We start from the raw sequence: 23,306 nt of genomic DNA on the forward strand, positions 1-23,306 counted from the left end.
GCTGTCATTCTCAGCAAACTCTTGCCCTGCACACGAGGATGGCATTAGGTGCGGACAAGAACATTAGGCGGGCAAAGCGGAGAAAACAGGCATGATCAGATCCATGACCGGATTTGCCTCGGGCAAGGGAACACATGGTCCACACAGCTGGACCTGGGAGCTGCGCAGCGTAAATGGCAAAGGGCTGGATATGCGTCTGCGGGTGCCTGAATGGCTCACGGGGCTTGAGGCTGCGCTGCGGTCACGGATGTCCAAAGGTCTGGGCCGGGGGAATGTGACGCTGTCGCTCAAGCTGAGCCGCGAGGAAGCGACCGCCGATTTGGTGCTGAACCCGGTTGCGATGGCTGCCGCGCTTGATGCGATGGCACGAACGCAGACGATGGCAGAAGAACGGGGGATAGTGCTGGCCCCCTCAACAGCGGCCGAACTGATTGCGGTCAAAGGCATGTTGGAAACGGGTGGGGATGCCGATGATCCCGAACCTTTGGTCAAACATCTGATAGCTGCGTTTGACGCATTGCTGCGCGATTTTATTCAGATGCGTGAATCCGAGGGCCGCGCCTTGGCCGATGTGCTGGACGGACAGCTAACGCAGGTCTCAACCCTTACGGAACAGGCCGCCCAGCTGGCTGAAGAGCGTCGGGATAAGATCGCAGAAAACCTCCGAGAAAACCTGCAGCGCGTGATGGACAACGCTCAGGGCGCCGATCCAGACCGGGTTGCACAGGAACTGGCCTTGATCGCGGTCAAGTCTGATATAACCGAGGAAATTGACCGGCTGAAAGCCCATGTCACAGCCGCGCGCGATCTGTTTGCGCAGGATGTCGCCGTGGGGCGCAAGCTTGATTTCCTGATGCAAGAGTTCAACCGCGAGGCCAATACGCTGTGTTCCAAGGCACAAAGCGCTGATCTGACAACAGTGGGGCTTGAGTTGAAGGCGGTAATAGATCAGATGCGCGAGCAAGTGCAGAACGTAGAATAATGACAGGAGCGCCCTGATGGCGGATCGACGCGGCCTATTAATCATTCTGTCCTCGCCTTCGGGCGCAGGGAAATCCACGTTGGCCAAGCGTCTGATGCAATGGGACACGGATCTGGAGTTCTCGGTTTCGGCCACAACACGCGCGCCCCGGCCTGGGGAAGAACATGGGCGTGAGTATTATTTCCTGACAGAAGATACCTTTCGACAGCAGGTGTCCGAGGGACAGATGCTGGAACATGCCCATGTGTTTGGCAATTTCTACGGCTCTCCGGCTGGGCCAGTTCGCGAGTCCATCAATGACGGCAAGGACGTTCTGTTCGATGTCGACTGGCAGGGCGAGGTGCAGATTAGGAACTCGGATCTGGGCAAACACGCCCTGTCGATTTTCATCCTGCCACCGTCGATCCCCGAATTGCGCCGCCGACTGGAAAGCCGCGGTCAGGACAGTGAAGAGGTTATTTCCAAGCGGATGCTCAAAAGCTGGGATGAGATCAGTCATTGGGGATATTACGACTATGTGCTGGTCAATGACGATCTGGATGAGACCGAAGAAAAGCTGAAAACCATCGTCAGTGCCGAGCGAATGCGGCGTATCCAGCAACCCAAGCTTCAGGATCATGTCCGTACGCTGCAAAACGAATTCGAGGATCAGTCATGACCATCTATGCCCTTGGCTCTGATGTACCGGAAATCCACGAGGACACTTGGGTCGCCCCCGACGCCAATCTGATCGGCAAAGTCGTGCTCGAGCAGGGGGCCTCGGTCTGGTTCGGCTGCACGATCCGCGCTGATCACGAAGAAATCCGGGTTGGTGAGGGCAGCAATGTTCAGGAAAACTGCGTGATGCATATTGATGCGGGGTATCCTCTGAGCATCGGGAAGAACTGCACGATTGGGCATAAGGTCATGCTGCATGGCTGTACGATCGGGGATAATACCCTGATCGGAATGGGGGCCATCGTGTTGAACGGTGCCAAGATCGGCAAAAACTGTCTGATCGGGGCAGGGGCTTTGGTGACCGAAGGAAAAGAGATACCGGATAACTCTCTGGTCATGGGCTCACCGGGTAAAGTGGTGCGGGAGATCGACGCTGCGACCGCCCAGAAGCTGACCTTCAGCGCCTTGCATTATCAAGAAAACATGCGTCATTTTCGCGATACAATGCGAGAGCTATCCTAGCGTCCAACTGCGTTGCTAAGAGAACTGCCCCTTTATGACCAACGACCAACTTGAAGAAATTGTAACCGCCATCCCGATGCCCGCGCTGATGGTTGACCAGACGGAACGGATTATTGCGGTCAATACCGAAGCAAAGACGTTGTTGGGCCAGAATATCCTGCAGCGGCATTTCGCGACCATCCTCAGACAGCCGCAGGTTATCGAAGCGATTGAACAAAGCCTGCGCACGAAGGGAACGTCCAACACTCGGCACCTGTCCAATGACGGTGCCCAGGATACAACATTCGAAGTTCAGTGCCGGTATATGAATGGGGTCGGTGCAGTATCCGGCGGTGCGTTGCTTGCTGTATTTCAGGACGTTACGCATGTTGAGCAAGCAAATCAGATGCGACGTGATTTCGTCGCGAATGTCAGCCATGAATTGCGGACCCCGCTGACGGCATTAATGGGCTTTATTGAAACCTTGCGCGGTCCGGCCCGAGATGACGAGGCCGCCCGGGATCGTTTTCTTCAGATCATGAACGACGAGGCAAATCGCATGAACCGGCTTGTCGGCGATCTTCTGTCTTTGAACCGCGTCGAAAGCGAAGAGCGGGTTCGCCCGAAAGAACAACTTGAGCTGACGGCACTTCTTAAATCGACCCTCAATTCTCTGCGCCCATTGGCAGATGACGCGGATGTAGTGCTGAGCCTGGATGCGCCCGAAGACAAAATAATGCTAGTTGGCGACAGCGACCAGTTGCTCCAAGTATTTACCAACCTGATCGAGAACGGAATTAAATACGGCGGCAGCGGTGGTCGGGTAGAAGTTCGCGTCAAATCTTCGGATCACGATACTGCTATGCGTGGTCCCGGTGTTCGCGTTCAGATCGTGGATAGGGGACCTGGAATCGACCCGAAGCATGTATCGCGTTTGACCGAACGATTCTATCGCGCGGACAGTCATAGGTCACGGCAACTGGGTGGAACCGGGTTGGGCCTGGCGATTGTAAAACATATTCTAAACCGCCATCGCGGCAGATTGCGGGTGGAAAGCGATCTTGGAAAAGGCACTGTTTTTACAGTGATTTTGCCGCGCTGATCGCTTGGATCAAGCCAGTTGTCGGATCTGTTTTGTTTCTTTCACAGCATATGTTCTGTGGCGTATCGGCTGAAAATCCAAACATGTCATGAAACCGTTACACACTTGTCACAAAAGACTTACGCACGACTTTTAGAGGTTCGGCCAAGATCATCATGAGGATGATCCAGAAACATATTTCTCAAGGAGACTGAAATGTCCTTTGTAAAACTGTCGGCTTCGGTTCTGGCTATCGCTGCTGTTTCGGCCACTGCGGCCACCGCGCGTGATCAAGTTCAGGTTGCTGGTTCTTCCACCGTTCTGCCCTATGCTTCGATCGTTGCAGAAGCCTTTGGCGAAAACTTTGACTTCCAGACCCCGGTTGTTGAATCGGGCGGATCTTCGGCCGGCCTCAAGCGGTTCTGTGAAGGTGTTGGCGAAAACACCATCGACGTAGCGAACGCTTCGCGCCAGATCCGTGAAAAAGAGATCAAAGCCTGCGCCGAAAACGGCGTCACCGACATCATCGAAGTTCAGATCGGCTATGACGGCATCGTTTTCGCATCCGACATCAACGGCAACTCGTTCGAGTTCACGCCGGAAGATTGGTACAAAGCGCTGTCCGCTCAGATCGTAGTTGATGGCCAGCTGGTCGACAATCCCAACAAGACCTGGGCCGACGTGAACCCAGCATTCCCGGCGCAGCCGATTGCAGCCTTCATCCCCGGCACCAAGCACGGCACGCGTGAAGTGTTCGAAGACAAGGTGATCCTGGCCGGTTGTGAGCATCTGGGTGACTTTGATGTCTACAAAGCCGCAAATGGCGACGACAAGAAAGCCGCTGAAAAAGCCTGTATCGCTCTGCGTACGGATGGCGTTTCGGTCGACATCGACGGTGACTATACCGAGACCCTGGCGCGTATCGACAGCAACAAAGACGGCATCGGCGTCTTTGGTCTGGCGTTCTACGAAAACAACACCGACAAACTGCAGGTTGCGACCATGGCAGGCATCGTGCCTTCGACCGAATCCATCGCAACTGGCGAATACCCGGTATCGCGCCCGCTGTTTTTCTATGTGAAAAAAGCGCATATCGGCGTTATCCCCGGGCTGAAAGAATATGCAGAGTTCTTCGTCGCTGACGAGGTTGCAGGCCCCGATGGCCCTCTGGCTGCATACGGTCTCGTATCAGACCCAGAGCTGGTCAAGGTTCAGGAAATCGTAGCCAGCGAAACCACTTTGGGCGGCGGTTCCTAAGCTTTCACACGACTGAACCGGGGCGGTGTCTACGCCCCGGTTTTCTTAAATCCACTCCTGCCGCTTGACGGAGTTCTCATGGCACTAACCTGGCTGCTGCTCATTTTGCTGGCGATTGCTGTTCTTGGCTATTTTGCGGGCCGGTCCCGCGCGATGGCCAGCGCGGACGGAAACCTGCGCAATCTGCACTCTCTTCCATCCTATTACGGCTATAACGTCGCACTGACGGCTCTGATACCGGGGTTCGTTTTGTTGGTCACCTGGTTGCTGGTGCAGCCCTTGATCGTTAGCAATTCTGCCTCTGGGTTGCTGCCGGACTCGGCAATCCCCGAGGGGTCGACCCGCGGCTTGCTGATGAGCGAAGTGCGCCGGGTCGCCAACGGCCTGGACGGCGCGGTTGCCGCAGGCACCATGACCGAAGACTTTGCCCGCAGCGCGCATGAGGATTTTGCCGATGTGACCGCGCGACTGAAAGAGGCTGGCCAGATCATTACGCAAGAGGTAACCGCACCCATTCTGCTGGCGGCGCAGAAATATCGCTCGATGAGCGCAAGCGGAAACATTGCGATGCAGATCGCGGTTTTGGTTGTGACGCTGATCGGGGCCTCATTTGCCTATATCCGCACTCATAAAGAATTTCGCGCCCGAAATGTTGTCGAACAAGGCATTCTGGCGCTGCTGCTGCTGGCCGCTTCGATCGCAGTTCTGACCACAGTCGGCATCGTCCTGTCCATGTTTTTTGAAACAATGAATTTCTTTGAACTTCATTCGTGGAAAGACTTTTTCTTTGGCAGCACCTGGGCCCCGAACTTCCGGGGCGGAAGTGAACTGTCGATCCTCCCACTGCTGTGGGGGACTTTGTATATTTCTCTGATCGCGTTGCTGGTTGCGGTTCCGATTGGGCTGTACGCTGCGATCTATCTTTCCGAATATGCCTCGAGCGTGGCAAGGTCTGTGGCCAAGCCTTTGCTGGAAATCCTCGCCGGTATCCCAACCATCGTTTACGGTCTTTTCGCGCTGCTGACGGTCGGTCCGGCACTGGTATCTGTGTTCGGGCAGGGGGGTGCTTTGGGCGTTGGTTGGATGGCCAGTTCGAACGCTGTACTCACGGCGGGTCTGGTCATGGGCATCATGCTCATCCCATTCGTGTCGTCACTATCTGACGACATCATCAACGCGGTGCCCCAGTCAATGCGAGACGGATCGCTAGGCTTAGGCGCAACGCATTCCGAAACTGTCAGGCAAGTCGTCCTGCCGGCAGCTTTGCCCGGGATCGTAGGGGCAATCTTGTTGGCCGCAAGCCGCGCAATCGGTGAGACGATGATTGTCGTGATGGCCGCCGGTGCGATTGCCAAATTCTCGGGAAACCCGTTCGAAGCCATGACAACAATCACCACTAGGATCGTCAGCCAGCTGACCGGGGATACTGATTTCGCAAGCCCGGAGACTCTTGTGGCCTTTGCCCTGGGTCTGACCCTGTTCATCATCACGCTGGGGCTGAACATCTTCGCCCTCTATTTCGTGCGCAAATACCGGGAGCAGTATGAATGACTGACATGTCCCAAAAACAAGACGCAGCACCTGCCGCTAAACACAAAGGGGCTTCGCTGTTCAATCAGGACACACAAACCAAGCGTCGCAATGCGGCCGAAACCCGGTTCAAATTGTACGGTATCGCGGCCATTGGTATCGGTCTTGTGATGTTGATTGTGTTGGTGACCAATATCGTCACCTCCGGTACCGGCGCCTTTCAGCAAAGCTTTCTTGAGCTGACGGTTGAGCTGAAGGAAGACAAGCTCGACAAAAAGGGCAACCGTGACATCGCGGATATCAGCAAGGTTTCGACCTTCGGATACGCGCCTTTGATCGCCTCCGCACTGGAGGTTGAGGTGCAGAAACTGGGCATCCAGTCCGATCTGTCGCCCAAAGAGATGGGGCAAATCCTTTCCAAATCCGCACAGGCGGACCTTCGTAATTACGTCATCTCGAACCCGGATGAGATCGGAAAGTCGGTCAGCTTCCGTTTTTTGGTGAACAGCCGCGTTGATGGCTATCTGAAGGGCCGTGTGACACGCCAGTCCATCGCGAATGACAAGAGCATCTCGGTCGCACAGCTGGACTTCGTGGATCAGTTGCGTGCTGCTGGTGTGCTGTACAAGGCGTTCAACCCTGACTTTATCTTCGGGGCGGACGCCTCCGATCAGCGGCCCGAGGCTGCCGGGATCGGAGTATCCATGCTGGGCTCACTGTTCATGATGCTGGTTGTGTTGGTGCTGGCGCTGCCGATCGGGGTTGCGGCCTCAATCTATCTGGAAGAATTCGCGCCGCAGAACCGGTTTACCGATATTATCGAGGTGAATATCTCGAACCTCGCGGCAGTTCCTTCGATTGTGTTCGGTATTCTGGGCCTGGCCGTGTTCATCAACTATATGCACCTGCCGACCTCGGCCCCGCTGGTGGGTGGTCTGGTTCTGACGCTGATGACGCTGCCGACGATCATCATTTCGACCCGCGCGTCGCTAAAGGCGGTGCCGCCGTCGATCCGGGACGCCGCGCTGGGGGTAGGGGCCTCGAAAATGCAGGCAGTGTTTCATCATGTGTTGCCACTGGCCGCACCTGGCATCCTGACGGGTACTATTATTGGCCTGGCGCAGGCGCTTGGTGAAACTGCGCCGTTGCTGCTGATCGGGATGGTGGGCTTTATCGCCTCGAACCCGCCGGATGGAATAGTGGACGGTTTTCTGTCTCCGAACTCGGCCATGCCAGCACAGATTTACGAATGGTCCAAGCGCGCCGACCCGGCCTTTTACGAACGCGCATGGGGGGGCATCATTATCCTTCTGCTTTTCCTGGTAACAATGAATGCAATCGCAGTCATCCTGCGCCGCCGCTTTGAACGCCGCTGGTAAATGGGGTCAATTATGAACGATATGACACGAGTGGAGAGAACCGTGGACGCCAAAGACATCAAGATCGCCGCGAACAAGGTTCAGGTTTATTACGGTGAAAATCACGCCATCAAAGACGTCGACGTCAGGATCGAAGACAAGACCGTCACCGCCTTTATCGGCCCCTCGGGTTGCGGAAAATCCACCTTCCTGCGCTGCCTGAACCGGATGAACGACACGATCGACATCTGCCGTGTCGAGGGCGATATCCTGCTGGATGGCGAAGATATCTATGACAAACGCGTCGACCCGGTTCAGCTGCGTGCCAAGGTCGGTATGGTGTTTCAAAAACCGAACCCATTTCCCAAGTCAATCTATGACAATGTGGCCTACGGCCCGCGTATCCACGGACTGGCCAGAAACAAGGCTGAACTGGACGAGATTGTCGAGAAATCACTGCGCCGCGGCGCCATCTGGGATGAGGTCAAAGACCGTCTGGATGCCCCCGGAACCGGCCTGTCCGGCGGTCAGCAACAGCGCCTGTGCATCGCCCGTGCGGTGGCTACGGAACCTGAGGTTCTGCTGATGGACGAGCCGTGCTCGGCCCTTGATCCGATTGCGACTGCGCAGGTAGAGGAACTGATCGACGAATTGCGGTCGCGATACTCGGTGGTGATCGTTACCCACTCGATGCAGCAGGCCGCTCGCGTCAGCCAGAAGACCGCGTTTTTCCATTTGGGCAACCTTGTCGAGTTTGGTGAAACCGGACAGATTTTCACCAACCCCGAAGATCCCCGCACCGAAAGCTACATCACCGGCCGTATCGGCTGAACATAGGTATTCAGAGATGACAGAACAACATATCGCATCCGCCTTCGACCGGGATCTGGAAGCCATTCAGGCGCATATCATGAAAATGGGCGGCCTCGTCGAAGCCGCAATCATGAGCGCGGCACGGTCGCTTGAGTCGCGCGATGTCGAACTCGCGCAAGAGGTGCGTCAGGGCGACAAGGCCATTGATGCGTTGGAAGAGCTGATCAACGAAGAAACGGCGCGTTTGATCGCGCTGCGTGCGCCAACAGCAAGCGATCTTCGTCTGGTCCTATCGGTATTGAAGGTTTCCGCCAACCTGGAACGTATCGGCGACTATTCAAAGAACATAGCCAAACGCACGACGGTCCTGGTCAATACCAGTGAGATCAATGGCAGTGCCGCCGCCTTGCGACGTATGGCACGTGAGGTCGAACGGATGCTCAGGGACGCTTTGGACGCCTATGTCCAGCGCGACGCTGAGCTGGCGGCGGATGTCATCGAACGTGATGAGGAAGTCGACCAGATGTATAATGGTCTGTTCCGAGAATTCCTGACTTTCATGGCAGAAGACCCACGCAACATCTCATCCTGTATGCACCTGCATTTCATCGCCAAGAATATAGAACGTATGGGCGATCATGTGACGGCGATTGCCGAGCAGGTCGTTTATCTGGTGACCGGAGAGCGCCCGACAGAAGCGCGTCCCAAAGCCGATTTTACATCGCAATCCGTCTAGGAGATTTGAGAATGTCCGCTGATCAACCGACCGTTCTGGTTGTCGAGGATGAGCCGGCTCAGCGCGAAGTCCTGGCCTATAATCTCGAGGCAGAAGGTTTTCGCGTATCCAAAGCAGCCAATGGTGAAGAGGCCATGTTGCTGGTCGATGAAGACAGTCCGGACATTATCGTACTGGACTGGATGATGCCCAATCTCAGCGGGATCGAGGTTTGCCGCCGGCTGAAAACCCGCTCCGACACGCGGTCGATCCCAATTATCATGCTGTCGGCCCGGTCGGAAGAAATCGACAAAGTGCGAGGTCTGGAAACCGGGGCTGATGACTATGTGGTCAAACCCTATTCGATTGTCGAGCTTATGGCCCGGGTACGCACCCAGTTGCGGCGTGTCCGGCCTGCGACTGTAGGAATTAGGCTGGAATTCGCAGACATCGTTTTGGATTCTGAAACTCATAAGGTCAGCCGCGACAGCAAACCACTAAAGCTTGGCCCAACCGAATTTCGCTTGCTGAGCACATTCATGGAAAAGCCGGGCCGCGTCTGGAGCCGAGAACAGCTATTGGATCGCGTCTGGGGGCGGGATATTTATGTCGATACACGAACGGTCGACGTTCATATCGGCCGCTTACGCAAAGCACTAACGCAGTATGGTGGAGATGATCCGGTTCGCACTGTTCGTGGTGCGGGATACGCGCTGGGTTGAACGCGTGGGGCAGGTGGCTGCAAGCTATGAGTTTTACTCAAGGGTGGATGCGAAACTCTTACTGTTTTTTGGTGAGCCGACGGGTTAGTTTGCCGCGAAGCTGACAAAGCGGAGACGCACCATGAATGCCCCTGACACCAAGCCGACATTACGCGCCAAAGATGTGCCTGACATGGGCCAGTTCGCCTGGGATGATCCGTTCCGCCTGTCAGACCAGCTAGACGAAGACGAACGTATGATTGCGGCCAGTGCGCAAGCCTATGCGCAGGAAAAGCTTCAGCCGCGGGTGACAGAAGCATTTCAGAACGAAGAAACTGACCCCGAGATTTTTCGTGAAATGGGTGAAATGGGTCTGCTGGGCACTACGATCCCGGAAGAATACGGCGGGCTAGGGGGCGGATATGTCTCTTACGGCCTTGTCGCCCGAGAAGTGGAACGCGTGGATTCGGGCTATCGCTCGATGATGTCTGTACAAAGCTCGTTGGTGATGTATCCGATCTATGCCTATGGCAGCGAGGAGCAGCGCCGGAAATACCTTCCGAAACTGGCCAGCGGCGAATGGATCGGATGTTTTGGTCTGACCGAACCTGATGCGGGCTCTGATCCGGCAGGTATGAAAACGCGTGCGGAAAAGATCGACGGTGGATATCGTCTATCTGGCAGCAAGATGTGGATATCGAACGCCCCGATTGCGGATGTGTTTGTTGTTTGGGCCAAATCTGATGCACATGACGGAAAGATCCGTGGTTTTGTCCTTGAAAAAGGCCTCAAAGGTCTGAGCGCGCCGAAAATCCAGAACAAGCTGAGCCTACGCGCCTCGATCACCGGTGAAATTGTGCTGGAGGGTGTCGAAGTCACCGAGGATGCTTTGCTGCCTCATGTTCAGGGCCTGAAAGGCCCGTTTGGATGTCTGAACCGCGCACGCTACGGAATCAGCTGGGGTGTTATGGGCGCTGCCGAAAGCTGTTGGCATGCGGCACGCCAATATGGGTTGGACCGGAAACAATTTGACAAGCCATTGGCGCAGACGCAGCTTTTCCAGCGCAAATTGGCGGATATGCAGACAGAAATTGCTCTGGGTCTTCAGGCAAGCCTGCGTGTCGGGCGACTGATGGACAAGGCCGAAGCCGCGCCCGAGATGATTTCGATCATTAAGCGCAACAATTGCGGCAAAGCCCTGGATATTTCACGTCATGCGCGTGACATGCACGGCGGCAACGGCATTTCGCTAGAGTTTCAGGTCATCCGACATATGGTGAACCTAGAAACGGTCAACACCTACGAGGGGACGCATGATGTTCACGCGTTGATCCTGGGGCGTGCACAGACGGGATTGCAGGCGTTTTACTAAGTTTCCAGAATTCGTGTAATTGGTATTATGTTAAATTAATGCCAATGCGCTTGGGAAACTTTTCAAATCCTCACAATACCTTACGATCTGTTCCTGACACCTACCACATCATGAGGATCGAATGGAATTGAACGGAAAGATCGTTGTTGTGACCGGTGCCGCTGATGGCATCGGAAAAGGTTTGGCACAGCGATTTGCTCGTGAAGGTGCCACGGTTGTCTGCGCTGATATCAACAAAACCGGCGCAGACGCTGTCGCAAAAGAGATTGGCGGCCATTCATTCCATTGTGATGTTTCGCTTGAGGCTAATACAGCCGAGTTGATCGAAGCTGTAGAAAGCTCGGTCGGCCCTATCGATCTGTATTGTGCAAATGCCGGGATATTGACGATTGGTGGTTTGGAGGTTCCGGATGAAGACTGGGATCGTATCTGGAAAATCAACGTGATGTCCCATGTTTGGACCGCGCGGCATTTGGTGCCCAGAATGCTGGAGCGTGGCGAAGGCTACATCATGACCACGGCGTCTGCTGCGGGATTGCTGAACCAGCCAGGTGCCGCGCCATACGGCGTCACAAAGCACGCAGCAGTTGGGTTTGCTGAATGGTTGTCGCTTACATACGGGCATAAAGGTTTGCGGGTCTCGGTACTTTGCCCACAGGCCGTACGGTCCGATATGACGCGCGGGCACGAAACTTCCGTGGCTTCGATTGACGGATTGTTGGAACCTGAAGAAGTTGCCGAGGCTTGCGTAGAGGCAATATCTTCTGAGCAATTTCTGGTACTGCCTCATCCACAGGTTCTGGACTACATTCGCCATAAATCCGGAGATTATGACAGGTGGATTTCAGGAATGCAGAAGTTAAATCAAAAGTTTATCGAAGAAACTTAACTTTTGTTCTGAGGGCGCCTCATCAGGCCTTCCTGGGCGACTGATGCGACCAGAACGCCATCTTCGGAATAGATTGATCCACGGTTGAAGTTGCGCCCTCGCCCGCCCCATGGCGAATCCATGGAATACAGATGCCAATTCTCGAACTTGAGCGGCGCGTGAAACCAAATCGCATGGTCCAGGCTGGCGCCGTTCACCTGACCAGTAAACCAGCTTAGGCCGTGCGGGCGCATTCCCGAGCTCATGAGATACATATCTGAAGCATAGGCCAGCAACAGATGCTGCGTGACCGCATCGGCATTGGCCGCGGCCCCCATCCGGAACCAGATCTGGTTGCGGTCATCCGATTTCTCTGGGTTGAAAGGATCCAGATGGCCGACCTCGCGGACTTCGATCGGGCGCTCGCGTGTTAGTTCTCCGCGAAAGCTGGGCGGTACTTTGTCCAGATATTTCTTCTTGAGCTCTGATCGCGATGGGTAGGATTCGGGCGTTTCCATCTCAGGCATGTCGTGCTGATGATCCCAACCTTCGTCCTGAATGTGGAATGAGGCGGACATGTTTAAAATCTGCTTACCATGCTGAATTGCAACCACACGGCGCGTCGTGAACGAACCTCCGTCACGGGCCCTATCAACTTGATATATTACGGGAATGCTTGGGTCGCCCGGGCGGATGAAATAGGCGTGCAGGGAATGACACAGGCGGTTGTCGACGGTGCGATATGCGGCGGCTAGTGCTTGTGCGATGACCTGACCGCCGAAAATTCGCATAGGTGTTTCGCCGCCCGACCCTGTTCCCCGAAACAGGTCCACTTCCAGTCTTTCAACGTCCAGAAGATCCAGAAGAACTTTCTCTGCTTCGGTCATATGCGGTACTCCGATTAATCTTGGCGAATGGGTATCAGCGCGCCGAATGTCATTCAATGATTGACCCGAGGGTGAGCGCCTTCAATTCTGCGCGGGAGGGATAAGAGCTGGATGGTGACAGTTGGGTAAAAAAGATCGCTGTAAATTCGTTCTGACGATCAACCCAAAAGAAGGTCGATGCCATACCACCCCAGCTGAAATCCCCCATGCTGCCCGGAACACAGGTTCTGCCGGGGTTAATGACGACAGCGCCACCAAGGCCAAAGCCCATGCCCTCCATGGGTTGTTCCGCAAAACTCTGCGGTCCCATCGAGGCAATATCGCCGGGTAAGTGGTTGTGAAGCATGAATTCTACAGTTTTTGGTGCAAGAATCTGTTGATCACCGAACCTTCCGCGATTTCGGAGCATCTCTGAAAATCTAGCAAAGTCATCAATGGTTGAAACCAACCCTCCGCCCCCAGAGTACATTGTTGCCGATTCAAAGGGCGATGCTTCGGCATTGTCGACCAGACGCAATGTCTGCTCACCCGTACGGGCTTCGTTTAGCGCCATCGCATTGCCCGCCAAAGGCGTATAGAGCGAGGCAAACCGATCCCCTGCTCCCGCCGGAACCCCGAACCCGGTCTGGGACATGCCAAGAGGTTTGAAAATCTCTTCCGCAAGGAATTGCTCCAGAGATTGGCCAGAAATAACTTCTATCACGCGACCAATAACGTCTATCCCCACCGAATATTCCCATCGCGTTCCCGGCTGAAAGGCGAAAGGTAAAGTGGACAGCAAAGATACTCTTTCGGCCAAAGACCCTTCTTTAGGGCCAAAAACAAGATCAAGTTCGTCCATTGCCGCAGCCAGGATGCCGGGGTTGAAAGGATAGCTTAGGCCACTTGTATGGGTCAGCAGCTGATGAAGCGTTGGTGCAGGTGCAGGTTCGGTCTGATCCAACCTTGAGGCGCCGGGGACCAGCGCCTGTGTTGCGGTGAAATCAGATATATATTCAGACACTTGAGCGCCGAGGTGAACCTCACCGCGTTCGACAAGGATCATCAGGGCCGCAGTGGTTATCGGCTTGGTCATCGAATAGATGCGAACGAGGGTATCCCGCTCGAATGGCAGATTGTTCTCAACGCTTCTAAGCCCGCAGGAATGAAACAGAACCTCCCTGCCCTGATGCATCATCAAGAATGAGCTTCCGGCATATTTGCGATCATCCACATAGGATTGCATCCAATCGCAAATACGATCTAGCCGGGCTTGTTCGAACTTCATCTGTGTGCTCAACTTTGAGAAATTAACGTATCTTTCCCGGATATTGCGGGGTTAAGCGGAAAAAGGACAGCTAAATCACCTCAATCCAACGATGTCCCTGTACGCCAAAAGGGTTTTGCCTGCTAATGTGGTCGCAGATAGATTCGTGTCCGGTTCGACTCTCGCCTGATGGAGGAGAAATATGCCGCAACATATAGAATTTGTTTATGATTTTTGCAGTCCGAACGCCTTCCTCGCGCAGAAGATGATATCTGATATCGCCGCAAAGCACGAAGTCGGTGTTACATATGTTCCGGTTCTGCTGGCCACTGTTTTCAAAGCCACCAATAACCAAAGCCCGTTTAAGGCTTTTTCAGAGAACCGGCAGAAGACGGCCTATTTGACCCGCGATCTCCATCGCTTTGCGCGTCACCGTGGGTTGAGCTTTCATATGAGCCCACATTTCCCGATGAACACCAAATTCGCCATGCGCGGGGCTTTGTTAGCATCCGGTAAATCATGGGAAAACAGATATATAGCGTCCATATTTGATGCTATTTGGGTGCACGGCCAAAAAGCGGATGATCTGGGTGTCCTTTGCGACATTCTTCAGGATAACGGCTTGCCTATACGAAAACTGCGCGAGGCCATGATCAATCTGAACGTAAAGCAAAACCTGAAAAACCAAACCAAGGCTATGGTCAAGCGAGGTGTTTTCGGTGTCCCCAGCATGTTTGTTGATACTGAGATGTTCTTTGGCAAAAACAGCCTGGCCAACCTTGAGCTTGAATTGTCGAGATTTCATACGCCCTAGGTGGTTTCACCCTCGGCCCAATGCAGTCAGCCCTCGTTGTGCAAACTTAGGAACGTAACTACCAAAAATCTGAGCTCTTTTCGGATCAGAGGCGTTTCCGTCAAGCGCCCGCTTATAAACACCCTGCAAGATCGCGGCCATTCGGAAGAAATTGAACGCCAGATAGAAACCAAAGTTATCAATTCCAGGAAGGTCGCGGCGCTCGCAGTATTGATCAATGAAAGCCTGATCGGATGGCAGGCCGAGCGAGGACCGGTCTATGCCAGACAGACCCCGCCCCTCTTTTCCAGGTGGCATCTGCCATTGCATGATAATGGCTGCGAGATCGGCAAAGGGATGCCCGATTGTCGACAATTCCCAATCCAGTACGCCCAGACAGCGTGTGCCCTGCTTTTCGAACATCAGATTGTCGATGCGGTAATCGCCGTGAACCAGCGTTCTCTGACCATCATCCTTGGGGGTTGCGTTGGTCAAAGCCTCGATCAAGGCATCCATATCCGGAATCTGAGTGGTTTCGGACGCCCGAAATTGTTTCGTCCACCGCCCGATCTGACGCTCAAAATAGCTTCCCGGCGGGCCATAGTCGGACAGGCCAACCGAATCGATATCGACCTTATGCAGCGCCGCCAGAACGCGGTTCATCTCGTCGATAATTGCCGTGCGGGTTTCGGTTCTTTCGCCAAGCATTGTGGGTTCAAGAAACGTCCTGCCGTCGAGATGCTCCATCACATAAAACGCCGACCCGATGACGTCATCATCCTCGCAAAGCAGCAACATTTTTGGCACCGGCACATCGCTTTCGGCCAGAGCACTTTGAACCCTGAACTCGCGGTCAACGGCATGGGCGGATTTCAGCAACACTCCCGGCGGCTTGCGGCGCAGGACATAGGAATTCTCAGGCGTTTTTAACTCAAAAGTTGGGTTTGATTGGCCAACCTCGAATTTTTTCGCCTCCAACGGACCCCGATACCCTTTGAGATGCGTGCCGAGATAGGCATCGACGCGTTTCAGATCCAGAATTGCGCTGTCCATTTTGTGGCTCCCTTTGGCCGATGCTTCAGAGTGCTTCAGCAAAGATGTTGCCGGCGGTGACAACATTGATCCCGCCCGAAACCGGGATCACCGCGCCTGTGACATAGCTGCCGCCAAGGCCGCACAGGAACAGCATACAGCCTGCGATATCCTCGTCACGTCCAACGCGACCCAAGGGTACGGATTTGCCGACTTTTTTGCGCGTCCCTTCGTCAGATGTGGCAAAGGCCGTCATCCGAGAGACAAAGGGTCCAGGCGCCAGCGCATTGACGGTGATGTGATGCGGAGCAAGTTCTTTGGCCATGATTTTGGTCAGATGCAGCACAGCCGCCTTTGAGGCAGAGTAGCTATACGCACCGTCGCCCATAGGAACTTCGCCCATAACCGATCCAACATTGACGATGCGGGATGGATCTTCGGCAGTCCCGGAAGACATCAGAATCGGCAACAGTTTTTGGGTCAGTTCGAAGATTCCTGTCACATTGATCGACATGACTTTTTCCCAGGCTTCGTAGGGAAACTGACCCATCGGTGCGCCCCAGGAAACACCGGCATTGTTCATGAGGATATCCAGCCGGTCCGTGCGCTTGAGCACTTCGGCCACCAGATTGTCGACACCCTCTTTTGATCCGACATCACCGGCAAACCCTTCGGCGGTTCCTGTGGCATCCAGTGCGTTCAATTCGGCCGCGACCGCCTCGCACGCGTCGCCTTTACGAGACGCCAACAGTACACGTGCCCCCGCCCGGACCAGCGCCTCGGCCGCCATTCGGCCAATTCCGGTGGCCCCACCCGTGACCAGAGCGGTTTTGCCCTGCAATGAGAAAAGAGTTTCGGGGGTCATGACCTGCTCCTCGGTTTTTGATTTTGGCAAACTGTCTCATTTGTCGGTCAAGGGTAACGCCTAACCCGGTTGTGCCGGGTGGTTTCTTGACAACTCAGAACAGTAGGCCAAAAGTTCTTCCTTACCGAATAACAGGGACATTAGCGTAAACATGCAAGCCTTACTCAGCGTCGCTCCGGGCGGGCCGGAGACATTGGAACTGACCACCCTGCCCGATCCGTCGCCGGGCAAGGGCGAATTGCTTGTTCGCGTGCGGGCCGCAGGCGTTAATTTCCCGGATACACTGATGATACGCGACCTGTATCAGATAAAGCCACCAAGACCGTTTGCCCCCGGAGGTGAAATCGCTGGCGAGGTTATCGGGCTAGGCGAAGGTGTTTCGGGCTTTAACGTTGGCGACCGTGTGCTGGCCCTGACCGGACACGGAGGTTTTGCCACACATCTGGCGGTCAAAGCGGCGACAGCTGTTAAATTCCCGAGCTCAATGCCATTTGAGGACGCGGCGAGCTTTATCTTCACCTATGGCACCTCATATCACGCCCTGAAGGACCGCGCTGCGCTGCAACAAGGGGAAACGGTCCTGATTCTGGGTGCAGCAGGCGGAGTTGGTACGGCTGCGATTGAGCTAGCCAATGCCATGGGGGCTCGGGTTATTGCGGCAGTCTCATCGCAAGACAAAGCAGATTTCTGTCGTCAGATCGGGGCGGACGAAACGATCATTTACGCGCGCGACATGGACAAACAGGCGCAAAAGGCCTTTGGATCGGGCATCAAGGCCTTAGCCGGTAGTCAGGGCGTTGATGTCGTCTACGATGCCGTTGGCGGTGCCTATTCAGAGCCAGCGCTGCGCAGCTTGGGGTGGAAGGGGCGGTTCCTGGTCGTCGGTTTCCCAGCCGGAATCCCTCAGATACCATTGAACCTCCCTCTGCTTAAGGGTTGTCAGATTGTCGGTGTTTTCTGGGGCGCCTCGGTGTTTCGCGACCCGAAGGGACATGGCAAAAACATGAAAGATTTGTTCGGGTTATATGCCAAAGGTCAGATCAAACCACAGATCAGCGCGCAGTTCCCTCTGGACCAAGCGCAAGAAGCGCTAGAGCTTTTGGCCAGCCGAAAGGCCCTTGGGAAGATTGTCGTGACCATGGCATAGCCTCGTGTCCTAATGGCCGCGGTTCTGACGCATGATCCAGGTTCGGTGGACATCTCTACCTGTTCACGTTTAAGAACCTTGTTATGGGGACAGTATAACAATGCATAAAGCTCTTATTCTGAATGGTCCGAACCTCAATCTGCTGGGCACGCGACAGCCCGAGGTTTACGGAAGCACAACGCTGCAAATGGTCGAGGATGTGTGCCTCGAACACGGTAAGTCTATCGGGATGGAAGTGATTCATTTCCAATCTAACCACGAAGGCGCGTTGATTGATGCCATTCATGCCGCCAAAGGCGTGCAGGACGGCATTGTTTTGAACGCAGGTGCTTATACGCACAGCTCGATTGCCCTGATGGACGCAATCGCATCGGTTGAGCTGCCGGTCATCGAGGTTCATTTGTCCAATATCCACGCGCGTGAGGAGTTTCGACACCGATCCTATATCTCACGTGTGGCAGTAGGCATGATTTGCGGATTGGGTCCGCAGGGATATGTGCTGGCGCTGGATGCGTTGCGGTCCCATTTACAGGGTGAATGATCGCTATGAAGCTTTCTGAGTATCTGAATTTCCTCAGCTATACCAAAACCCTGGAAGAGCTCTGGGATGCCCATTGCCGGCAAATGGCAGAATATGGGTTCGATCGTTTGCTGTACGGATATACGCGATATCGCACCGAAACGTCGCTGGGGGATCCCGAGGATTTTGTAATCCTGACCAATCACAGCAAAGATTACCTGGATGGGTTTCTGGGAGGCGGGTTGTATTTCCATGCTCCGATGCTGAAATGGGCTTTGCATAATGAAGGGGCCGCAAGCTGGAGGATCGCCCAGGATCTGATGACTGATGGCACCCTGACCGCAAAAGAGCGAGACGTCATCGAGTTCAACAAAACCAAAGGTGTCGTCGCCGGCTATACGGTCAGTTTCGACTCGGTTTCGGTTCGGTCGAAAGGGGCAATTTCGCTTTCAGCGCATGGATCGCGTACACAAGACGATGTGGACGCTGTCTGGGAGGAATTTGGCCAGGATATTCTTCTGATGAACAACGTTGCTCATCTGAAAATCCTCACCCTGCCCTATAACGCACCAAATCGCGCCCTGACAAAACGTCAGCGTGAGGCGCTTGAGTGGGTCGGCGACGGCAAAACAACTCAGGACATTGCGATTCTGATGGGGCTGACTTCGGCCACTGTCGAAAAGCATCTGCGTCTGGCGCGCGAGGCCCTCGTAGTCGAGACAACGGCGCAGGCAGTTTTGAAAGCATCTCTTCAAAATCAGATGTTCATCGTTGGGGTTTGACTCAGGGGGTGACGCGAATATGCGTCAATTTACCTAGGGTAAGGAAAACATGACTTTCCGAATCTAACTCTAAAGTTGCAAAGTGGTATTGTTCCGTGAGTGGTGGCTTTAGCCTGGGAACATTTGGTCGGATCTTTGCAATAACAAAGCTCTCCGATCGCTCTGACAATAGGGCGCCTATTTGTCCGCGTCTCTTTGTCGGAATTTTGGGGGGCCTCGTCCATCCCCATCTTTGCGGGGCCCCTCATTTAAACCAGGTTTAACTTGTGGACGCTTTCGGCGTCCTTTTTCGTTTCTTGGCATCATTTCTACACTAAGGGCAAAGAAAAACCGGATACGCATGGCGTACCCGGTTTCTCAGATTGATACAGGCCCTGTTCAGGGCCTGTGATGCTTAGCCCTGAACTGCTTTTGCAACTTCAGCGGCAAAGTCTTCTTTTTCGACAACGATGCCTTCGCCAACTTCCAGACGCACGAATCCGGTGACGGTCGCGCCTGCTTCTTTGGCAGCGGCCTCAACGGTCAGGTCAGGGTTTACAACGAACTGCTGGTTCAACAGGGTCGATTCAGCGACGAACTTCTTCATGCGACCAACGATCATCTTTTCGATGACCTGCTCCGGCTTGCCGGATTCGCGCGCGATGTCCATCTGGACCTGCTTTTCTTTCTCGACGATCGCCGGGTCCATGTCTGCCTCGGACAGAGCTGCCGGGTTCACAGCCGCGATATGCATCGCAATCTGCTTGCCGATGGCTTCGTCACCGCCGGTCAGAGCGACCAGAACGCCGATCTTGCCCATGCCGTTGGTGGCTGCGTTATGGACGTAAGATACAACAGTGTCGCCCGACAGTTTGGACATACGGCGCACCGACATGTTTTCACCGATGGTGGCGATCTTGTCGGTCAGCGTTTCCGCAACGGTTTTGCCACCCAGATCAGCTGCCAGCAGAGCTTCGACATTGTCGACGCCTTCTGCGGCATATGCGATCTTACCAACCATTTCCTGGAATTCGGCGTTTTTCCCGACGAAGTCGGTTTCCGAGTTCACTTCAACTGCAACACCATTGTTGCCGTTTACGTGAACGGCAACTAGACCTTCCGCCGCGGTACGACCCGATTTCTTGGCCGCTTTGGCCAAGCCTTTGGTGCGCAGCCAATCAACGGCTTCGTCCATGTTGCCGCCGGTTTCGGTCAGCGCTTTTTTCGCGTCCATCATGCCTGCGCCAGTGGTGTCGCGCAGTTCTTTTACCATTGCTGCTGTGATTGCCATCTTTTGGCTCTCCTCAATTCAAACGGAATTGGGGCAGGTCATACCCTGCCCCAGATGTCATTTACGTGACGGGCAGCTTACGCTTCGGCAGGTGTTTCTGCTGCTGCGGGTGCTTCTTCCGCAACGACTTCTTCAACCGGTGCTTCTTCGAATGCGCCAAGATCAACGCCTGCTGCACCCATCTGAGCGGTCATGCCGTCCAGAGCGGCACGTGCTGCCAGATCGCAGTACAGCGAGATCGCGCGGGCTGCGTCATCGTTGCCAGGGATGATGTAATCGACACCATCGGGCGAGCAGTTGGTGTCGACAACTGCCACGACCGGGATACCCAGCTTGTTGGCTTCGGCGATGGCCAGTGCTTCTTTTTTGACGTCGATGACGAACAGCAGATCCGGGACGCCGCCCATTTCGCGGATACCGCCCAACGAAGCCTGCAGTTTGCCCTGGTCACGTTCCATGCCCAGACGCTCTTTCTTGGTCAGGCCTTCGGCGCCCGATTCCATGGCTTCGTCAATCTGGTTCAGACGGTTGATCGACTGGGAAACGGTTTTCCAGTTGGTCAGGGTGCCGCCCAGCCAGCGGTGGTTCATGTAGTACTGGGCTGACTTTTCAGCTGCTTCGGCGATTGGGCCTGCGGCCTGACGCTTGGTGCCTACGAACAGAATGCGGCCGCCCTTGGCAACAGTGTCACGAACAGCCTGCAGAGCCTGGTCCAGCATAGGAACGGTCTGGGTCAGGTCCATGATGTGGATGCCATTGCGCGAGCCGTAGATGAACGGGCCCATGCGGGGATTCCAACGCTGTGTCTGGTGACCAAAGTGAACGCCAGCTTCCAACAGCTGACGCATGGAGAACTCGGGAAGAGCCATGCTTTATTTCCTTTTTCCGGTTTACGCCTCGGCGGGGGTGAAAGAAGCGGATGCTCCAACCGGCGGGCCAGATAAGGATGTCTCCCCTATAAAGCCCAAACCCCGCCTGCGGGTTTGAATGGCGCGCGTATACGGCAGGTTTTCAGGCAGTGCAAGGGCCAATCGCCCTATTTTTCAAGCCGCGCATGGCTGTGCGCCTGACGCACGGTATCTTCGCAATAGGCGGCCAGGGCTTTTCGGTTCTCAAAGTCGCTGACCTTGGCTGGCGAATGATAAATTAGCTCTACGCCACCTTGGCGACGCGCTCCCAAAGTCTTTAACAGATGCGGCGCAAAATCCATGTCACCCCACCAGCCATAAAACCGGTCAGGCTCACCCTTAGGTGCATGGTAAACGACCGACACCGGTTGAACATACATGAAATCGCGTAGATCTTCGGTGAAGAATGCCGCAAAAAGTGTTGTTTTAAATGGTAAAATCCGCAAACCGTCGGTCGACGTGCCCTCTGGAAAAAACAGCAGCTTGTGACCGGCTGTCAGGCGCTCCTGAAACAGAAGTGTCTGTTCGCGTGCCTTCTTGCGGTCGCGCTCGATGAAAACCGTACCTGTCGCTCGCGCCAGCCAGCCTATACCGGGCCATTTGGCTACCTCGGCCTTCGAGACAAAATAGATTCTTTTACGGGCATTCAGCGCAAAAATATCAAGCCACGAGGAATGGTTCGCAACAACCGCACCACGCTGGGTCATAAGCTCGCCGGTTGTACGGTAGCTAATCCCGAGAATCCGGAACGCATTACGGCATACGAACTGCGTGATGAAGGGCGTGACCGGACGGTGAACCCCATAGAGCGGGCGCTCGATCATGCGAAGGATCAGCAGGACAATCAGCCCGCTGAATACAAATACAGCAAGTGGTAAACCCCGAAGGAAGACCAATAGCCATCCGCAGACCCCCAGATTGATTGGGTCAGGTGCGTCTTCACTGTGCCAAGAGGCGTCACTCATCACGTTACGCTCCGCCATAGATGCGCCGTTGTCGCTCATTCATCCGCGCCGTGTCGAGGATAAGGCAAACATCGGTGGTATTGAACATATGGTCGATAAAGGCACCCTCGCCCACAAACCCGCCGAGACGCAGGTATGCTTTTATCAGTGCTGGAACCTGCACCATCGCTGCGCGCCGATCCAGTTTATCGCTATCCAGCATATCCATGGGCTGGAACACTTTGGGCTGAGCCCGAACCCGAAGGTCCGGAGGCGCAAGGTGATTGTGATGTAACATGGACAAAGGCTGAGCCAGAGCTTGAGGATCGGTGCCGTGGAAACTGGCGACGCCAAACAAGACCTCGATCTCGCGCTCGGCGACATAGGCGGCCAACCCGTTCCACAGGTGATACATTGCAGTGCCGCCGCGATAATCGGGATGTAGACATGAACGTCCCAACTCCAACAGCTTGCGTCCGCCTTGTTTCAAGATGGAAAGATCGTATTCATCTTCGGAATAGAACTGTCCGATTTCAGAAGCACGATCACCTGGTAACAGCCTGTAAACGCCAACAACTTTTCCAGATTGATCGTCAATAGCCAACATATGATCGAAATAGGGATCGAACCTGTCGCGCTCCAACCCGGCATCGTGGTCGACCATTTCCCCACCGCCGCCCAGTTCACGTATGAACACATCATAGCGTAACCGCTGTGCAGCCCGCAATTCGGTGTCATTTTCGGCGAGTTTGACGGTGAAAGAAGGGCCTGCGTCCGGCATCAGAGGTTCCGTGTTGTTTCCGCGCTGATACCGCAGGTTTCAGGGGAATGGCAACATAGAGCGCTTCGATCAAACGTTAACCTTTCTTAAACCAGTTTCACGGATCAAAGACCGGCATCAGGGCGATGCGTGTCCCGTCGATTACCACTTTTCCCTGCTCGCGGAAGTTTACGGTGATCTTACCTGCGATGTTGGATTGTACCTGTCCAACGCCCCAATCGGGGAAATCGGGGTGGCGGACATACATGCCCGGTGCAAGAATGGCATTCAGGTCTGTCATCAAGGGGCTCCGGTCC

At 54.7% G+C, this 23,306-nt stretch carries 25 protein-coding genes; 16 read left to right on the top strand and 9 right to left on the bottom strand.

From position 1 onward, the window contains the following. Window positions 1–91: 91 nt before the first annotated feature. From AC2FGB_RS02735 to AC2FGB_RS02790, 12 genes are all read left to right on the top strand, one after another. The gene (locus AC2FGB_RS02735) at window positions 92–982 is read left to right on the top strand and encodes a YicC/YloC family endoribonuclease (RefSeq protein WP_142633782.1); all 891 of its coding nucleotides are present in this window, start codon (window positions 92–94) and stop codon (window positions 980–982) included. A 16-nt stretch (window positions 983–998) separates the two neighbouring features. Continuing rightward, window positions 999–1,640: a guanylate kinase gene (gene gmk / locus AC2FGB_RS02740; RefSeq protein WP_142633784.1), complete on the top strand. Its 642-nt coding sequence runs from the start codon at window positions 999–1,001 to the stop codon at window positions 1,638–1,640. Beyond that, window positions 1,637–2,161 carry a gamma carbonic anhydrase family protein gene (locus AC2FGB_RS02745; protein WP_281994609.1) on the top strand — a complete coding sequence of 175 codons (525 nt, stop codon included), beginning with the start codon at window positions 1,637–1,639 and terminating at the stop codon, window positions 2,159–2,161. The genes gmk and AC2FGB_RS02745 overlap by 4 nt, the downstream gene beginning before the upstream one ends. 34 nt (window positions 2,162–2,195) lie before the next feature. Continuing rightward, the gene (locus tag AC2FGB_RS02750; protein ID WP_142633788.1) at window positions 2,196–3,242 is read left to right on the top strand and encodes a sensor histidine kinase; all 1,047 of its coding nucleotides are present in this window, start codon (window positions 2,196–2,198) and stop codon (window positions 3,240–3,242) included. A gap of 195 nt (window positions 3,243–3,437) precedes the next feature. After that, complete coding sequence (locus AC2FGB_RS02755) at window positions 3,438–4,478, top strand: substrate-binding domain-containing protein (protein ID WP_142633790.1); 1,041 nt, start codon at window positions 3,438–3,440, stop codon at window positions 4,476–4,478. Window positions 4,479–4,556: 78 nt separating this feature from the next. After that, window positions 4,557–6,029, top strand: a complete 1,473-nt coding sequence (gene pstC, locus AC2FGB_RS02760) for a phosphate ABC transporter permease subunit PstC (protein WP_496693164.1) — start codon at window positions 4,557–4,559, stop codon at window positions 6,027–6,029. Beyond that, window positions 6,026–7,387, top strand: a complete 1,362-nt coding sequence (pstA, locus tag AC2FGB_RS02765; RefSeq protein ID WP_496693165.1) for a phosphate ABC transporter permease PstA — start codon at window positions 6,026–6,028, stop codon at window positions 7,385–7,387. Before pstC ends, pstA begins: the two co-directional genes overlap by 4 nt. A 12-nt stretch (window positions 7,388–7,399) precedes the next feature. Further along, on the top strand, window positions 7,400–8,197 hold the full coding sequence (pstB, locus tag AC2FGB_RS02770; protein ID WP_142633794.1) for a phosphate ABC transporter ATP-binding protein PstB: 798 nt from the start codon (window positions 7,400–7,402) through the stop codon (window positions 8,195–8,197). A gap of 16 nt (window positions 8,198–8,213) precedes the next feature. Continuing rightward, window positions 8,214–8,915 (top strand): phosphate signaling complex protein PhoU, encoded by a 702-nt coding sequence (phoU, locus tag AC2FGB_RS02775; protein WP_271947126.1) that lies wholly within the window; start codon window positions 8,214–8,216, stop codon window positions 8,913–8,915. An 11-nt stretch (window positions 8,916–8,926) separates the two neighbouring features. Then, on the top strand, window positions 8,927–9,616 hold the full coding sequence (gene phoB / locus AC2FGB_RS02780) for a phosphate regulon transcriptional regulator PhoB (RefSeq protein WP_142633798.1): 690 nt from the start codon (window positions 8,927–8,929) through the stop codon (window positions 9,614–9,616). A gap of 121 nt (window positions 9,617–9,737) precedes the next feature. After that, entirely contained in the window at window positions 9,738–10,967 is a 1,230-nt protein-coding gene (locus tag AC2FGB_RS02785) for an acyl-CoA dehydrogenase (protein WP_271947124.1), read from the top strand. 121 nt (window positions 10,968–11,088) lie between these two features. After that, the gene (locus tag AC2FGB_RS02790) at window positions 11,089–11,856 is read left to right on the top strand and encodes an SDR family oxidoreductase (protein ID WP_496693166.1); all 768 of its coding nucleotides are present in this window, start codon (window positions 11,089–11,091) and stop codon (window positions 11,854–11,856) included. Here the strand turns inward: AC2FGB_RS02790 and AC2FGB_RS02795 are convergent. Next, window positions 11,853–12,722 (bottom strand): acyl-CoA thioesterase, encoded by an 870-nt coding sequence (locus tag AC2FGB_RS02795; protein ID WP_496693167.1) that lies wholly within the window; start codon window positions 12,720–12,722, stop codon window positions 11,853–11,855. The genes AC2FGB_RS02790 and AC2FGB_RS02795 overlap by 4 nt on opposite strands. 49 nt (window positions 12,723–12,771) lie before the next feature. Continuing rightward, complete coding sequence (locus AC2FGB_RS02800) at window positions 12,772–13,989, bottom strand: serine hydrolase domain-containing protein (RefSeq protein ID WP_496693168.1); 1,218 nt, start codon at window positions 13,987–13,989, stop codon at window positions 12,772–12,774. Between the two features lie 181 nt (window positions 13,990–14,170). Here AC2FGB_RS02800 and AC2FGB_RS02805 point away from each other — a divergent pair, with 181 nt between their 5' ends. Further along, entirely contained in the window at window positions 14,171–14,782 is a 612-nt protein-coding gene (locus AC2FGB_RS02805) for a 2-hydroxychromene-2-carboxylate isomerase (protein WP_496693169.1), read from the top strand. A 6-nt stretch (window positions 14,783–14,788) separates the two neighbouring features. Here the strand turns inward: AC2FGB_RS02805 and AC2FGB_RS02810 are convergent, their stop codons facing one another. Continuing rightward, window positions 14,789–15,814 (bottom strand): phosphotransferase family protein, encoded by a 1,026-nt coding sequence (locus AC2FGB_RS02810; protein ID WP_496693170.1) that lies wholly within the window; start codon window positions 15,812–15,814, stop codon window positions 14,789–14,791. 25 nt (window positions 15,815–15,839) lie between these two features. After that, window positions 15,840–16,658 carry an SDR family NAD(P)-dependent oxidoreductase gene (locus AC2FGB_RS02815; protein ID WP_142633812.1) on the bottom strand — a complete coding sequence of 273 codons (819 nt, stop codon included), beginning with the start codon at window positions 16,656–16,658 and terminating at the stop codon, window positions 15,840–15,842. A gap of 151 nt (window positions 16,659–16,809) precedes the next feature. On the opposite strand from AC2FGB_RS02815, the gene AC2FGB_RS02820 reads away from it, so the two are divergent. From AC2FGB_RS02820 to AC2FGB_RS02830, 3 genes are all read left to right on the top strand, one after another. Further along, the gene (locus tag AC2FGB_RS02820) at window positions 16,810–17,805 is read left to right on the top strand and encodes an NADPH:quinone oxidoreductase family protein (protein ID WP_496693171.1); all 996 of its coding nucleotides are present in this window, start codon (window positions 16,810–16,812) and stop codon (window positions 17,803–17,805) included. 100 nt (window positions 17,806–17,905) lie between these two features. Then, a complete protein-coding gene (gene aroQ / locus AC2FGB_RS02825; protein ID WP_496693172.1) occupies window positions 17,906–18,346 on the top strand; it encodes a type II 3-dehydroquinate dehydratase in 441 nt (146 codons plus the stop codon). A 5-nt stretch (window positions 18,347–18,351) separates the two neighbouring features. Next, complete coding sequence (locus AC2FGB_RS02830; protein ID WP_142633818.1) at window positions 18,352–19,107, top strand: LuxR family transcriptional regulator; 756 nt, start codon at window positions 18,352–18,354, stop codon at window positions 19,105–19,107. Window positions 19,108–19,501: 394 nt separating this feature from the next. On the opposite strand, the gene tsf is transcribed toward AC2FGB_RS02830, so the two are convergent. The 5 genes from tsf to AC2FGB_RS02855 form a co-directional block, all read right to left on the bottom strand. Next, window positions 19,502–20,377 carry a translation elongation factor Ts gene (gene tsf, locus AC2FGB_RS02835; protein WP_142633819.1) on the bottom strand — a complete coding sequence of 292 codons (876 nt, stop codon included), beginning with the start codon at window positions 20,375–20,377 and terminating at the stop codon, window positions 19,502–19,504. Between the two features lie 77 nt (window positions 20,378–20,454). After that, entirely contained in the window at window positions 20,455–21,246 is a 792-nt protein-coding gene (gene rpsB / locus AC2FGB_RS02840; RefSeq protein ID WP_142633821.1) for a 30S ribosomal protein S2, read from the bottom strand. Between the two features lie 167 nt (window positions 21,247–21,413). Then, complete coding sequence (olsA, locus tag AC2FGB_RS02845) at window positions 21,414–22,250, bottom strand: lyso-ornithine lipid O-acyltransferase (RefSeq protein WP_496693332.1); 837 nt, start codon at window positions 22,248–22,250, stop codon at window positions 21,414–21,416. Between the two features lie 4 nt (window positions 22,251–22,254). Next, window positions 22,255–23,010: an L-ornithine N(alpha)-acyltransferase gene (olsB, locus tag AC2FGB_RS02850; RefSeq protein ID WP_142633823.1), complete on the bottom strand. Its 756-nt coding sequence runs from the start codon at window positions 23,008–23,010 to the stop codon at window positions 22,255–22,257. Between the two features lie 97 nt (window positions 23,011–23,107). Then, window positions 23,108–23,290, bottom strand: coding sequence for a DUF3553 domain-containing protein (locus tag AC2FGB_RS02855; protein WP_008756567.1), 183 nt, complete (start codon window positions 23,288–23,290; stop codon window positions 23,108–23,110). Window positions 23,291–23,306 lie beyond the last annotated feature (16 nt).

The organism is Ruegeria sp. CDSC021 (genome assembly GCF_059610845.1).

What these genes read in the sequence shown, in the direction of transcription:
- rpsB (WP_142633821.1), bottom strand. Translation starts at nt 21,246, where the DNA reads ATGGCTCTTCCCGAGTTCTCCATGCGTCAGCTGTTGGAAGCTGGCGTT.
- pstB (WP_142633794.1), top strand. Translation starts at nt 7,400, where the DNA reads ATGAACGATATGACACGAGTGGAGAGAACCGTGGACGCCAAAGACATC.
- olsA (WP_496693332.1), bottom strand. Translation starts at nt 22,250, where the DNA reads ATGAGTGACGCCTCTTGGCACAGTGAAGACGCACCTGACCCAATCAAT.
- phoU (WP_271947126.1), top strand. Translation starts at nt 8,214, where the DNA reads ATGACAGAACAACATATCGCATCCGCCTTCGACCGGGATCTGGAAGCC.
- phoB (WP_142633798.1), top strand. Translation starts at nt 8,927, where the DNA reads ATGTCCGCTGATCAACCGACCGTTCTGGTTGTCGAGGATGAGCCGGCT.
- AC2FGB_RS02800 (WP_496693168.1), bottom strand. Translation starts at nt 13,989, where the DNA reads ATGAAGTTCGAACAAGCCCGGCTAGATCGTATTTGCGATTGGATGCAA.
- AC2FGB_RS02755 (WP_142633790.1), top strand. Translation starts at nt 3,438, where the DNA reads ATGTCCTTTGTAAAACTGTCGGCTTCGGTTCTGGCTATCGCTGCTGTT.
- AC2FGB_RS02785 (WP_271947124.1), top strand. Translation starts at nt 9,738, where the DNA reads ATGAATGCCCCTGACACCAAGCCGACATTACGCGCCAAAGATGTGCCT.
- gmk (WP_142633784.1), top strand. Translation starts at nt 999, where the DNA reads ATGGCGGATCGACGCGGCCTATTAATCATTCTGTCCTCGCCTTCGGGC.
- AC2FGB_RS02820 (WP_496693171.1), top strand. Translation starts at nt 16,810, where the DNA reads ATGCAAGCCTTACTCAGCGTCGCTCCGGGCGGGCCGGAGACATTGGAA.
- AC2FGB_RS02815 (WP_142633812.1), bottom strand. Translation starts at nt 16,658, where the DNA reads ATGACCCCCGAAACTCTTTTCTCATTGCAGGGCAAAACCGCTCTGGTC.
- tsf (WP_142633819.1), bottom strand. Translation starts at nt 20,377, where the DNA reads ATGGCAATCACAGCAGCAATGGTAAAAGAACTGCGCGACACCACTGGC.
- AC2FGB_RS02795 (WP_496693167.1), bottom strand. Translation starts at nt 12,722, where the DNA reads ATGACCGAAGCAGAGAAAGTTCTTCTGGATCTTCTGGACGTTGAAAGA.
- AC2FGB_RS02790 (WP_496693166.1), top strand. Translation starts at nt 11,089, where the DNA reads ATGGAATTGAACGGAAAGATCGTTGTTGTGACCGGTGCCGCTGATGGC.
- AC2FGB_RS02805 (WP_496693169.1), top strand. Translation starts at nt 14,171, where the DNA reads ATGCCGCAACATATAGAATTTGTTTATGATTTTTGCAGTCCGAACGCC.
- AC2FGB_RS02830 (WP_142633818.1), top strand. Translation starts at nt 18,352, where the DNA reads ATGAAGCTTTCTGAGTATCTGAATTTCCTCAGCTATACCAAAACCCTG.
- AC2FGB_RS02810 (WP_496693170.1), bottom strand. Translation starts at nt 15,814, where the DNA reads ATGGACAGCGCAATTCTGGATCTGAAACGCGTCGATGCCTATCTCGGC.
- AC2FGB_RS02750 (WP_142633788.1), top strand. Translation starts at nt 2,196, where the DNA reads ATGACCAACGACCAACTTGAAGAAATTGTAACCGCCATCCCGATGCCC.
- pstC (WP_496693164.1), top strand. Translation starts at nt 4,557, where the DNA reads ATGGCACTAACCTGGCTGCTGCTCATTTTGCTGGCGATTGCTGTTCTT.
- pstA (WP_496693165.1), top strand. Translation starts at nt 6,026, where the DNA reads ATGACTGACATGTCCCAAAAACAAGACGCAGCACCTGCCGCTAAACAC.
- aroQ (WP_496693172.1), top strand. Translation starts at nt 17,906, where the DNA reads ATGCATAAAGCTCTTATTCTGAATGGTCCGAACCTCAATCTGCTGGGC.
- olsB (WP_142633823.1), bottom strand. Translation starts at nt 23,010, where the DNA reads ATGCCGGACGCAGGCCCTTCTTTCACCGTCAAACTCGCCGAAAATGAC.
- AC2FGB_RS02855 (WP_008756567.1), bottom strand. Translation starts at nt 23,290, where the DNA reads ATGACAGACCTGAATGCCATTCTTGCACCGGGCATGTATGTCCGCCAC.
- AC2FGB_RS02735 (WP_142633782.1), top strand. Translation starts at nt 92, where the DNA reads ATGATCAGATCCATGACCGGATTTGCCTCGGGCAAGGGAACACATGGT.
- AC2FGB_RS02745 (WP_281994609.1), top strand. Translation starts at nt 1,637, where the DNA reads ATGACCATCTATGCCCTTGGCTCTGATGTACCGGAAATCCACGAGGAC.